This is a genomic window from Leifsonia sp. McL0607, assembly GCF_049993355.1.
Lineage (GTDB): Bacteria > Actinomycetota > Actinomycetes > Actinomycetales > Microbacteriaceae > Leifsonia.
The window spans coordinates 3,248,996-3,260,746 of the sequence record NZ_CP188253.1 but is presented as its reverse complement, the minus strand read 5'-3'; the positions used below and the strand labels follow the sequence as shown (position 1 = coordinate 3,260,746).

The 11,751-nt window shown below is 69.3% G+C and carries 13 protein-coding genes; 4 read left to right on the top strand and 9 right to left on the bottom strand.

Annotated features, from left to right (window positions below; translation table 11 throughout):
- Nucleotides 1–22: 22 nt before the first annotated feature.
- The 3 genes from ACPPVW_RS15835 to ACPPVW_RS15825 form a co-directional block, all read right to left on the bottom strand.
- Nucleotides 23–409, bottom strand: coding sequence for a hypothetical protein (locus ACPPVW_RS15835; RefSeq protein ID WP_426624030.1), 387 nt, complete (start codon nt 407–409; stop codon nt 23–25).
- A gap of 61 nt (nt 410–470) precedes the next feature.
- Nucleotides 471–944 carry an NUDIX domain-containing protein gene (locus tag ACPPVW_RS15830; RefSeq protein ID WP_426624029.1) on the bottom strand — a complete coding sequence of 158 codons (474 nt, stop codon included), beginning with the start codon at nt 942–944 and terminating at the stop codon, nt 471–473.
- A 1-nt stretch (nt 945) separates the two neighbouring features.
- Complete coding sequence (locus ACPPVW_RS15825; protein ID WP_426624028.1) at nt 946–1,656, bottom strand: potassium channel family protein; 711 nt, start codon at nt 1,654–1,656, stop codon at nt 946–948.
- 61 nt (nt 1,657–1,717) lie between these two features.
- On the opposite strand from ACPPVW_RS15825, the gene ACPPVW_RS15820 reads away from it, so the two are divergent.
- Nucleotides 1,718–2,176 (top strand): NUDIX domain-containing protein, encoded by a 459-nt coding sequence (locus ACPPVW_RS15820; protein ID WP_426624027.1) that lies wholly within the window; start codon nt 1,718–1,720, stop codon nt 2,174–2,176.
- Between the two features lie 19 nt (nt 2,177–2,195).
- Here the strand turns inward: ACPPVW_RS15820 and ACPPVW_RS15815 are convergent, their stop codons facing one another.
- On the bottom strand, nt 2,196–2,531 hold the full coding sequence (locus tag ACPPVW_RS15815; RefSeq protein ID WP_426624026.1) for a hypothetical protein: 336 nt from the start codon (nt 2,529–2,531) through the stop codon (nt 2,196–2,198).
- Between the two features lie 121 nt (nt 2,532–2,652).
- Complete coding sequence (locus ACPPVW_RS15810; RefSeq protein ID WP_426624025.1) at nt 2,653–4,923, bottom strand: M60 family metallopeptidase; 2,271 nt, start codon at nt 4,921–4,923, stop codon at nt 2,653–2,655.
- 98 nt (nt 4,924–5,021) lie between these two features.
- On the opposite strand from ACPPVW_RS15810, the gene ACPPVW_RS15805 reads away from it, so the two are divergent.
- Together ACPPVW_RS15805 and ACPPVW_RS15800 are read left to right on the top strand one after the other, a co-directional pair.
- Complete coding sequence (locus ACPPVW_RS15805) at nt 5,022–6,716, top strand: bifunctional 3'-5' exonuclease/DNA polymerase (RefSeq protein WP_426624024.1); 1,695 nt, start codon at nt 5,022–5,024, stop codon at nt 6,714–6,716.
- A gap of 88 nt (nt 6,717–6,804) precedes the next feature.
- The gene (locus tag ACPPVW_RS15800) at nt 6,805–7,647 is read left to right on the top strand and encodes a DUF1684 domain-containing protein (RefSeq protein ID WP_426624023.1); all 843 of its coding nucleotides are present in this window, start codon (nt 6,805–6,807) and stop codon (nt 7,645–7,647) included.
- An 81-nt stretch (nt 7,648–7,728) separates the two neighbouring features.
- Here ACPPVW_RS15800 and ACPPVW_RS15795 read toward each other — a convergent pair whose 3' ends face one another.
- On the bottom strand, nt 7,729–8,295 hold the full coding sequence (locus ACPPVW_RS15795) for a PadR family transcriptional regulator (protein WP_426624022.1): 567 nt from the start codon (nt 8,293–8,295) through the stop codon (nt 7,729–7,731).
- Nucleotides 8,296–8,462: 167 nt separating this feature from the next.
- Between ACPPVW_RS15795 and ACPPVW_RS15790 the strand changes: the two genes are divergently transcribed.
- Complete coding sequence (locus ACPPVW_RS15790; protein ID WP_426624021.1) at nt 8,463–8,966, top strand: DUF3145 domain-containing protein; 504 nt, start codon at nt 8,463–8,465, stop codon at nt 8,964–8,966.
- Between the two features lie 119 nt (nt 8,967–9,085).
- On the opposite strand, the gene ACPPVW_RS15785 is transcribed toward ACPPVW_RS15790, so the two are convergent.
- The 3 genes from ACPPVW_RS15785 to ACPPVW_RS15775 form a co-directional block, all read right to left on the bottom strand.
- Nucleotides 9,086–10,321, bottom strand: coding sequence for a beta-ketoacyl-[acyl-carrier-protein] synthase family protein (locus ACPPVW_RS15785; protein WP_426624020.1), 1,236 nt, complete (start codon nt 10,319–10,321; stop codon nt 9,086–9,088).
- A 109-nt stretch (nt 10,322–10,430) separates the two neighbouring features.
- A complete protein-coding gene (locus ACPPVW_RS15780) occupies nt 10,431–10,682 on the bottom strand; it encodes an acyl carrier protein (protein WP_426624019.1) in 252 nt (83 codons plus the stop codon).
- Nucleotides 10,683–10,737: 55 nt separating this feature from the next.
- Complete coding sequence (locus ACPPVW_RS15775; protein WP_426624018.1) at nt 10,738–11,742, bottom strand: beta-ketoacyl-ACP synthase III; 1,005 nt, start codon at nt 11,740–11,742, stop codon at nt 10,738–10,740.
- Nucleotides 11,743–11,751 lie beyond the last annotated feature (9 nt).

Here is an 11,751-nt window from a genome sequence, read left to right as displayed (position 1 = left end):
CGAGGTCGTCGGTGGCCACTCCCTACCCCTCGCCGAGGGCGTGGAGAAGCTGTGCCTTGTTCATCCGCGAGTAGCCCTGGATGCCCTGCGCCTTCGCCCGGTCGCGCAGGTCGCGGAACGTCGGGATGCCGGTGCTCGCCGCGGGGACGGAGGCTGCGGTGCGCGCCTTCTCCCTGGCTGTCTGCGCCTTCTGTTTGGCGTCCTTCGCCGCCTGCTCGGCGTTCTTGCGGGCGCGCTGGGCGGCCTTCTTGGCGTCTTTCGCAGCCTGTTCGAGCGCTGCGGCCAGTTCGTCCGCCTCCTTGCGGGACTTCTTGTCGAGCTTGTTGACCAGGCGCTGGGCCTCGTCGACCGCGGCCCGCGCGGTGATCAGGGCCCTCTCGGCCTCCTTCTCGGATTTCTTCTTCGCCACCTGCTCCTCCTTCGTCCCGGCACGTGCAGCCAACGATACGTCCGAGCGGGCTCGCTGCGCGCTACCGATCTTCGATTTCGTCGAGATGGCGCAGCAGTGCGTCCAGAATGGGCCGCTGCCCTTTCGCGAGTCTCGTGCGCGCCTCCTCGATCGGGAACCAGCCGGCGGCGTCGACCTCAGGGAACTCCCGCACGATCCCCGATCGCGGAGGCCACTCGAGCTCGAACGTGTTGCTGGCGAGCTCGATCGGCCCGAAGTCCGTGTCGGCGGCGAACACGACGAACGTCTTGGCCGACGCGCGGAACTCGCCGAGTGCGACGTAGTCGACTGCGGGGGAGGGCGTGCCCATCTCTTCGGCGAACTCGCGCCGGGCCGCAGCGAGCTCGTCGGTGTCGTCCGCCTCGAGGAGTCCCTTCGGGAATGTCCAGGCGCCCTCCATCTTGCGTGCCCAGAACGGTCCGCCCATGTGCGCGATCCACACCTCGCGGCCGTTTCCGCCGTCGCGGTGCAGGAGCACCGCAGCGCTGCGCTGCACCTCAGGCCGACTTCCGCTCGAGGAGCGCCTTGAGCTCTGCGACCTGCGCCGACAGCTCACGGATCTGGCCGCGCGTGGCCGACCGGGTGTCGATCTCGGTCTGCGCGACCCGGTCGACGATCCAGGAGGCGAGCGTCGCCGTCACGATGCCGAGGGTCCCGATCTCGCCGATCATCAGACCGACGGCCACGAGCCTGCCCACCTCGGTGACCGGCGTGTAATCGCCATAGCCGACGGTCGAGATCGTCTCGAAGGCCCACCACACCGCCTGCGGGAAGGTCTCGATGTGCGCGTGCCGTACACCCCGCTCCGCGTCGAGCGCGGCAAGGGCCGCGGTGAAGACGAGCAGGGTGCCCGCCCCGGCGACGTAGACGAGCACTCGGCCGCGGAACGCGGTGCCCGCGCTGCGCTGCAGGATGGCCAGGATGGTGACCAGGCGCAGCAGGCGCAGCGGCCGCAGCATGGGCAGCACGACGATCGCGAGGTCGAACAGGTGCGTGTAGAACCATCGCCACCGGTGCGGGGCCAGGGCGAGGCACACGCCGTAGTCGAGCAGGAACACGCACCAGGTCACCCAGATGATGGTCTCGGCGACGACGAGCGGCAGCCCGTGGAGGTCGCCGATGACCTCCCAGGCGTAGGCGAACAGGAACACCGCGGCAGCGGCGGTGAGCGGCCACTCGGTGAGGTGGCGCCAACGTTCGAGTGTCATTCCCACACCCTAGGACTGCTGTGCGATCGCAGCTCCCCTGCGGGGCGGCTAACGTGGAGACGTGAACTCCGGCGACGCATGGGTGGAAGGTCCGAACGGCGAACGGTTCTGGGGCCGTTTCGGCGCCGCCGGGCTGCTCGTGCACGACCTCCGGCGCGGCGTTTTGCTGCAGCACCGTGCGGATTGGAGCCACTTCGGGGGCACCTGGGGGCTCCCGGGAGGCGCCCGTCACGATGGCGAGACCGCCGTCGAGGGCGCTCTCCGCGAGGCGGCCGAGGAGGCCGCTGTGCCGTCGGACGCTGTCGAGGTGCTCTTCACGAGCGTGCTCGACCTCGGATTCTGGTCGTACACCACCGTAGTCGCCCAGGCGGTCAGGGCCTTCGAGCCGCAGATGGCCGACATCGAGAGCATCGAGCTGCGCTGGGTGGCGGTGCCGGAGGTCGCAGACCTCCCGCTGCACCCCGGGTTCGACGCGGCCTGGCCCGAGCTGCGTTCGCGGCTGACGGCGCTCGCGGGCTGACGCCGTACTCGGCTCGTCGTCAGGACGCGACGCGCGGCCAGAGGAGCGAGGGCGCTACGTCGTCTGAGCCGTCGGGAAGACCGACGTACGGCCCTGCGCCCGGGTAGGGAGCCGGCTCCTGGTGCGCAGGGGCGCTCGGATAGCCGGGGTTCCCGCGGTAGGGATGCTTCTCGTCCGTGAACAGGCGGTCGCCGTGCACGGTGCCGAGGTAGGAACCGCCCGGGGTGATGGCGACGTCGTCGCCCCACGGGAACCAGCCGATCCAGTCCCCGTCCGAGTTGAACAGGAATGGGGATCGGGGGTCTGGACGGAACGCGATCCAGACCCCCTGGGAGTCGTGAAGATATTCAGTCATCGCGGATCGCCTTTCGGGTCGCCATCGTCAGTAACTGATGATTGCTCACTATAGCGAATGCCGTTTGCGATCGACGATCGGGATTCACACTCGAAACGAGGCTGCGGCGACCGCCGAACGATCAGACCGGGTTCAGCGTGCCCGCCGAGACCATGAACCGCTGGATGGTCGATGTCGAGGCCGGCTGCTTTGTCCCTCGGTCCCAACGGAGCAAACGGCTGGGCTCCCGGTGTTCTACGGTGACGACGGTGCCGTCTTCGACGACCGTACCGTCCAAGGCGTACGCGAAGCCATCGGCGTTCTGGTCCCCGTTCGCCCAGGCGCGCGCGATCTCCGTTCCGTCCGGCGCGGAGACGGTCACGGCGAAGTACGGCACTCCGGGGAAGTACGGGTGGATCACTCCGAACGCACTGGTGCTCCCGGCGCGGAGGAGGCCCCCGGCCGAGTCGAGAGCCACCCAGGCCACCACCAGATCGCTGAGGCCCTGGAACTCGAACGACGTGCCGCGCTTGAGCTCGCACTGAACGACCAGCGCGTTCGGAATGCCCGCGCTGTTCCGCAGGAGAACGGCCGCGAGCGCGACAAGTGGAGACGAGGTGATGCCGACGGACGAACCCTCGTACGCGACGGTTCTGACCGGGAGGGAGTCGCGCAGTTCCCCGACGACGATTCCAGGGACATCCGACCAGCCGACGACCACGCTGGGCGACGCGAGCGACGCGGACCCCGTCGGTACTGAATAGGCGACGACGGTGTCCACGCGGGGATCGGTCGCCCTGTCGACCGACGTCCAGATGGAGGTTTCAACCGCCGGGTACCGGGCGAACACAGCCGCGGTGTCGGTGTCGGCCGCGAGGCCCCACTCGGCGAAGAATCGCGACAGATCGCGCGTGGCCACGCGCGCTGCCGTCCGCATGAATGTCTGGCGCCCGTCCCCGAACGGCACTCCGGTCGCACGGGCGACCCGGTACTCCTGGTGCAGCCGTGGGTAGAAGTCCACCCCGAACGCCCGGCGCAGCTGGTCGAACATCAGGACCTTGAGGAAGAGGTCGGAGATGCCGTCATAGCTGCGGCTTTCGGCCGGCGTGAGCCGGAACTGGGCGAGCATGGAGCGGTAGGTGTTCGTGTCCAGGCGCGAAGGCCACCCGCCGGCCTCCTGGCGTGCGAGCGAGGAGATATTGACGGTGACCTCGACCAGATCCTGCCAGGTGTACTGCGGGGACTGATACGTGTGGCCGACTTCGTGCCACAGTCCCCAGAGGGCGCTCGGATCGAGTCGGAAGAGGTCGCTCCCCGCTCCGGTGTCGTTCTGGAACGTGATGCGGAAATGCGTGGCGCTGGCGTACGCCGCTCCGGTGTCGGGGTTCGAGATGTGGATGCGATTCAGGTGCTTGTGGGCGACACCGCCGAAGTCGGATCGGAGGCCGTAGACGCGATCCGTCTCGGCGATCACCGCGTCCCAGTCTGCGACCGCGCGTGGAACCCGGTCGGCGAAGGGGGCCACGGTGGAACGCCGGAAGTCGCCGAACATGCGGTGGGAGATCAGCTCGACGAACGGTGCGCTTGAGCGCTCGGCCAGTTGCTGCTGGAAATCCGCGAGGGAGGTCCGTCCCCTGATGAAGGTGGGAACCGCCGATCCACCGGTGACCTGAGCCGACTGAGCGGTGTCGGCGGTGTGCACCACATAGACCATCCCGTCACGGGGCGCTATGACAGCCGCACCTGAGCCCGATCCCGGCACGACCGATACTCCGACGCTTGTCCCGCCGTTGTGACCGGCGTGGACTCCCCAGAGTCCGACGGCGAGCTCGCCGCCGCCGTGCTCGGTCGTCAGCCGGAGCTCCTCGCCGACGCGAGCATAGCGGCCCGTCGGCTGGAAGTCGCTGTGCGGATACGCGCGATTCTCCACGGCAGCGGCGTAGGACGCGGAGGGTTGCACGCGCAGCACGAGGTGCGAGACGGCGTCCGTCACGACGAGCGAGTCCGTGACCGCGATCGAGGCCGCGGCGGCGACCTCCGGGCGCGTCGCAACGCACGCGGCGATCGTGCCATCTGCCGCCCCCACGACGTCGAACACGATGCGTCCCGTGCGATCTGGAAGGAAGACGGCCACGGCGCCGCCTGCGACGAGGTCGAGCCCGCCGCCCACTCGGACTTCGACGGCGACGTCTCCGAGGGTTCCGGCGCCGGCCAGCTGAAGCGTGACTGTGGCGGGGACCCCCGCGACGATCGTGGTAGGGGCATCGATGACCAGCATCGCCGGGGCTTGCGACACCGCGAACGCCGGAGCGGAGGTGGTGGCGACGATCGCCGGGACGCTCCAGGCGCCCATGGCCACGGCGGTTCGGCGACTGAATCGCGGTGGTTCGGAGCTGCGGTCGATCGATGTCACGGGGAGAATCCTCTCGAATATGCAAGCATTCGTATTGGCATTCTACATATGTTCACGGGCGGGGACTCTGTGTCGCAGGTGACCGCGACAATGGAGCAATGCACATCGTCCTCGAACGCCCCGCGCCCGGTGTCGTCACCGCGACGCGGGTCGAGGATGCGGGGCAGGTCGGCGATTCGCTCACGCTCCTCGCGGGGGAGCTCGCTGCGTTCGTTAGCGCGGACGAGTCCGCGCCGGGTGCCCGGCCCCGCTGGGTCTGGAGAGACACCCGCTCCTGGTATCCGCCTCTTCTCGAGGTCGGGGTGACCGTGGAGCGCTGCCACGACCTGACGCTCAGCCACGCGATCCTGCGAACGTCGGCACTGTGCGCAGCGACAGCGTTGGCAAACGCTCCCGCCGGCCCGTGGGACCAGAGTCCGCCGGTCGACGATGCCGACACCGACGCCGACAGCGGGCACCTCGCGCTCTTCGACTTCGATCGTCCGGCCTCGCCGGCCGCGCCGTCCGCGCTGGCCGAGTTCGTGCTACAGCAGGATGCCGTGGCCGGGAGCGCGGAGCCGGGGCGACTCCGTCTCCTGCTGGCCGCCGAGTCCGCCGGCGCGCTGATCGCCGCCGAGATGCAGCACGCCGGCCTCCCGTACAGCGTCGAGCGGCACGACGAGCTCCTCACCGCACTGCTCGGACCGCGGCCGCGATACGGTCGCCCTGCGATCATGGAACAGCTGGCTGCGCAGCTCCGAAGCGCGCTCGAGGCCCCGGGGCTGAACCCCGACAGCCCGCCCGAGGTGCTGAAGGCGCTCCAGCGCGCCGGGCTCATGGTGACCTCGACGCGGTCGTGGGAGCTCCGCGAGCTCGAGCACCCCGCCATCGCCCCGCTTCTGCGCTACAAGAAGCTCTCCCGTCTCTACTCGGCGAACGGCTGGGCCTGGCTCGACACCTGGGTCGCCGATGGCCGGTTCCGGCCCGACTACATCCCGGGCGGGGTCGTCACGGGCCGCTGGGCCACACGCGGGGGCGGCGCGCTTCAGCTCCCCAAGGAGGTGCGCGGCGCGGTGGTCGCCGATCCCGGTTGGAAGCTCGTGGTCGCCGACGCCGCACAGCTGGAGCCGCGCATCTTGACCGGGCTCGCGGCCGACACCGCCATGGCCGCGGCCGGCCGCGGCAGAGACCTCTACGCGGGCATCGTGGCAACGGGCGCCGTCGCGGAGCGCGCGCAGGCCAAGGTGGCGATGCTCGGCGCCATGTACGGAGCGACGACAGGCGACAGCGGGCGCCTCATGCCGCGCCTGGCGCGTGCTTTTCCGCGTGCTGTCCGACTCGTGGAGGACGCCGCCCGTACGGGCGAGAACGGCGGCGTCGTAACCTCCCGCCTGGGCCGCAGCTCCCCACCGCCGGGCCAGGGCTGGCGCGGCGCGCAGGAGGCTGCCTCCGGGGCGGACTCGACGCCGGCCGATGAGCGCCGCGCACGCACCCTCGCGCGCGACTGGGGCCGCTTCACCCGCAACTTCATGGTGCAGGCGAGCGCAGCCGAGTGGGCACTGTGCTGGATGGCGGAGCTGCGGAATCGGCTCGCCGAACTCGCTCCGGCGGGAGCGCCGTTCACGGCCGGGCCACATCTGGTCTACTTCCTGCACGACGAGGTGATTGTGCACACCCCCGCGGAACATACGGAGGTCGTCGCCGAGGCGGTCACCGCCTCCGCGATCGCCGCCGGCCGCCTGCTGTTCGGCGGCTTCCCCGTGGACTTCCCGGTGACGGCGGCGATCGTCGACAGCTACGGCGAGGCGAAATGAGCCGACGACGTGAGGTGTCGGGGCGCCATGGGGAATGGGGGAGTGTCGCGCGTGGTTGTCGCTACCGATCTGACAGAGGATGGAGACCATGACCGACACTGCAGCCCCCGCCGATCCCGACGCGGTCCTCGCCCGCTACCACGCTCGTCGAGAGCAGGCCGTCACCGCACCGCAGGGCAACCTGGCGCTGGTCAACACGCAGTGGATCACCGGCGACCCGACCTCCGGGGAGCCCGTCTGGGGCGTTCCCGGCCTGTGGTCTGCGCTCCCCGAGGGCCAGTCGGGCCTCCGCGTGACGGCCGCTGCGACCGACGACATCGTCGTCGACGAGGTGCGGGTCGACGGCTCGGCGATCGTGCGCGGCAAGGACCACCCGAACCCGTCGGCGGTCCGCTTCAGCGACACCGTCACCGGCTTCGTCATCGCCAGCGAGCAGGGCGACTACGCACTGCGCGTGTGGGATGCCCAGTCCGACGACATCCAGCGCTTCGGCTCGATCGACGCGTACCCGTTCAACCCCGAGTGGATCATCACGGCGAAGTTCTCGCCCATCGAGGGCGGCAAGACGGTCGGCTTCGAGCACCTCAAAGACGACGGTGCCACGCGCGACATGGTCGTCCCGGGTGAGATCACCTTCACGAAGGACGGCGTCGACTACAACCTCGCCGCGTTCAAGGCCGGTCGGGCGCTCCAGCTGGTGTTCGCGGACTCCACGAACGGCGAGAGCACGTACTCCGTCGGTCGCTTCCTCTTCGTCGTTCCAAACGACGACGGCACGGTCACGCTGGACTTCAACCTCGCGGTGCTGCCGCCCTGCGCATTCAGCTACAACTTCAACTGCCCGCTGCCGCCGGCTCAGAACCGGTTCACGGTGCCGATCGAGGCGGGGGAGAAGAACGTGCTGGCCAAAGACGGCACACTGCTCCACTGAGCGCGCACACACACCGCCGAGGGGCACGCAAACGCCCCTAAATCCGAGTTTTAAGGGCGTTAGCGTGCCCCTCGGCGACTGTTACTCGGGGATGGCCGCCGGTTTGCGTCCGCGACGCGGGCGCTCGGGGCAGCGCGGCTGCACCAGGGCGCCTGGATGCGCGGAAAGCGCCGTGGACACCTCGTCGAGCCATTCGATGGCGGCGCGGGCTCCGAGCTCTGCGGCCCGGTTCGCAGCGAGCACCGCTCGTGAGTCGGCGTCGTGGGTGAGCTCGCGGATCCGCTCGGCGAACGCCGCGCGATAGTCGGCCACGACGGCTGCGGCGTCCGCGCCGTCGATCGACGCGGCGATGAGCACCTGGTCCTGCATCTCGTCCCAGTCAGGACGGGTCTCCCCGGGGCCGGCCGTCAGCCAGGTCGTCGCCTCCCGCGCGCCGGACTCGGTGAGGCGATACAGCGGCAGGCCGTCCTCGGTTTCGCCGGCCGACTCGATCAGGCCCTGATCGCTCATCCGATCGAGGGTCGAATACACTTGACCGGCGTTGAGCTGGCGACGGTTCGCCGCGCGCAGGAGGAATTCGTTCTGGAGCTGGGAGCCATAGGCGGGCCCCTGCGTCAACACCGCGAGAAAACCATACTGGACCGACATACTCGGTATGCTATTCCGCTCGACGCTCGACGGCACGGAGGAATCGCCGAATCACAATGTTGTGACTCGGGCGTGTTGTCCGGCATAATCGCGGTAGCCAACTTCACACGTGTCATGGATCACGTTCGCGGTCGTAGGGGAAGACGTACCGACGAACGGAGGAAACCATGACGGCTCACGCAGCCCGAGGAGTGCTCTACGTGCACTCCTCTCCTAGCGCGCTCTGCCCTCACATCGAGTGGGCGGCGGGACGCGCTCTCGGTCGCGCCGTCAACTTCACCTGGGAGATCCAGCCCGTGCTGAAGGGCGCACAGCGCACCGAGTTCTTCTGGAACGGACCGCAGGGCACCGGCGCACGTCTGGCGACCGCCCTCCGCGGCTGGGAGCATCTGCGCTACGAGGTCACCGAGGATGCCGGTCTCGGCACCGACGGCGGCAGGTGGATGCACACTCCCGATCTCGGCATCTTCTTCGTACAGACCGACACGGCCGGCAACACGGTGGTGGCGGAGGACCGCATCCGCTACGCGATGGAGGTCGCCGGCTCGAACCCGCTGGAACTGCAGCGCGAGCTGCGGCTTGCGCTCGGGCAGGCGTGGGACGACGAACTGGAACCGTTCCGGCATGCCCACGACGACACGTCCGTCATCTGGCTGCACAAGGTCGGCTGAGACACGAACTCCTGCGGCGGGCCCGGCACAGCCGCCCGCACGCGGTGAACGAAGGAGGCCCCGGTCAATCGACAGGGGCCTCCTTCTCGCCCTCTGGGTGATGGTTCGGCGGACGCGCCTCAGACGGAGCGGATCGCCAGGACGGCGTTGTGGCCGCCGAACCCGAACGAGTTGCTGATGGCGAGCTGCGGCCCGTCGCCGAGCGGCTGCAACTGGCTCGAGACCTTCAGCGGGATCGCCGGATCCATCTCGGTGATGTTGATCGTCGGAGGCGCAATGCGATCGCGCAGCGCGAAGATCGTGAACACGGCCTCCAGAGCACCCGTGCCACCGAGCAGGTGGCCCGTCGACGCCTTGGTGGCCGACACCGGGATGTCGTGCACGCGGTCGCCGAACACTTCGCGGAGGGCGACATACTCAGACGGGTCGCCCACTGGCGTGCTCGTGGCGTGCGCGTTGATGTGCGTCACCTCGTCCGGCGAGGCGCCGGCCTGCTCGAGTGCGAGCCGCACGGCACGGCCGGCACCACGACCCTCGGGGTCGTTGGCGGTGATGTGGTACGAGTCGGCCGTCACGCCGCCGCCGACGATCTCCGCGTAGATGCGGGCGCCGCGGGCGAGCGCGTGCTCCTCGGTCTCGAGGACGAGACTGGCCGCACCCTCACCCATCACAAAACCGTCACGGTCGACGCTGTACGGGCGGGAGGCGGTCGCCGGGTCGTCGTTTCGGCGCGAGAGCGCCTGCATGGAGGCGAAGGACGCGATCGTGATCGGGTGGATCGCCGACTCGGTGCCTCCGGCGATCACCACGTCGGCGAGGCCGGCCCGGAGGTGCTCGTAGGCGTTGACAAGCGACTCGGTGCTCGATGCGCAGGCCGAGGCGACGGTGCGCGCGAACGCGCGAGCCTCGAAATGCATGGACACTGCGGCGGAGGCCGCGTTGGGCATCAGCATCGGCACGGTCATCGGCAGGACCCGGCGGGGGCCGCGCTCACGCAGCGTGTCCCACGCGTCGAGGAGAGTCCAGACGCCGCCGATTCCGGTGGCATAGTCGACACCCAGGCGCTCGGGGGCGACCTCAGGCGAACCGGCGTCGGCCCAGGCCTCCATCGCGGAGACCAGCGCGAACTGGCTGGACGGGTCGAGGCGCTTGGCCGTCGGCCGGTCGAGGATGGTGTCGGGGCGGACGAGTGCTTCCGCGGCGAACGTGACCGGCAGCTCCAGCTCCGCAACCCAGTCGTGGGTGAGGCTCCGGGCGCCCGACTTTCCGGCCAGCAGGGCCGCCCAACTCTCCGGGGCGGTGCCACCGAGCGGGGAGGACGCGCCCACGCCGGTGACGACGATCTTCTTGGTCATAACGGCAACTCCGGGTAGTAGGAACAACGGTGCAGCGTGCACAGCACTGCCGCCCGCGCGGGCGGAACCTGGGAACCGCCCGCGCGTTGGAAGTTTCTTCGTGCGGTGCTTAGGAGTCCTGCGCCTTGACGATGAACTCGACGGCGTCGCCGACGGTCTTGAGGTTCTTGACCTCTTCGTCCGGGATCTTGACGTCGAACTTGTCCTCCGCGTTGACCACGATGGTCATCATCGAGATCGAGTCGATGTCGAGGTCGTCGGTGAACGACTTGTCCAGCTCGACCGTGTCGGTCGCGATGCCGGTCTCGTCATTGATGAGCTCGGCCAGGCCGGCAAGAACTTCTTCGGTGGACAATGCCATGGTGTTTTCTCCTTGAGGGGTGTCGTTTTGACCGTTGATCAGTCTAGGGCAGGCCCTAGGGGAGCACGACGACCTGCGCGCCGAACACCAGACCGGCGCCGAAGCCGATCTGGAGCGCGAGGCCGCCGGATAGTTCGGGGTGCTCCTGCAGGAGCCGGTGCGTCGCGAGCGGGATGGAGGCGGCGGACGTGTTGCCCGTGGTCTCGATGTCGCGGGCGATCGCGACGGTCTCCGGCAGCTTGAGCTGCTTCGCGAATTCGTCGACGATGCGCATGTTCGCCTGGTGCGGGATGAACGCCGCCAGCTGGTCCGGCGTGACGCCGGCGGCGTCGAGCGCCTGCTTGGCGACCTTGGCCATTTCCCAGACCGCCCAGCGGAAGACGGTCTGGCCGTCCTGCCGAAGCGTCGGCCAGGGCGCCTCGCCGTCACGGAACTGGATGAGCGTGCTGGCCATCCCGACCGCGCCGGCCTTCGAGCCGTCGGAGCCCCAGATGGTCTTCGCGATGCCGGGGAACTCGCTCGGGCCGATCACGACGGCCCCCGCGCCATCGCCGAGCAGGAACGAGATGGTGCGGTCGGTCGGGTCGACGACGTCGGAGAGCTTCTCGGCGCCGACCACGAGCGCGTAGTGCGCCTGACCGGTGCGGATGAGTGCGTCGGCCTGGGCGACCGCGTAGGCGTAGCCGGCGCACGCCGCGTTCATGTCGTAGGCCGCTGCGGGGTTCGCGCCGACGCGGTCGGCGAGGACCGCGGCCACCGACGGCGTCTGCTGAGGGTTGGAGACCGTCGCCACGATGACGGCGTCGATGAGCTTCGGGTCGACGCCCGACTTCTCGATGGCCTCCTTCGACGCCTCGGTGGCGAGGTCCACGGCGAAGATGCCACGGCTGGCGCGGGTGCGCGTGACGATCCCGGTGCGCTGGCGGATCCACTCGTCGGACGAGTCGATCGGGCCGACGAGGTCGTCATTCGGCACCACCAGGTCGCCGCGGGCGGCGCCGATCGAGAGGATGCGGGTGTACTGCGGACCGTGAGACTGCTGCAGAGTGGGGTGCGTCATCTGGTTCTC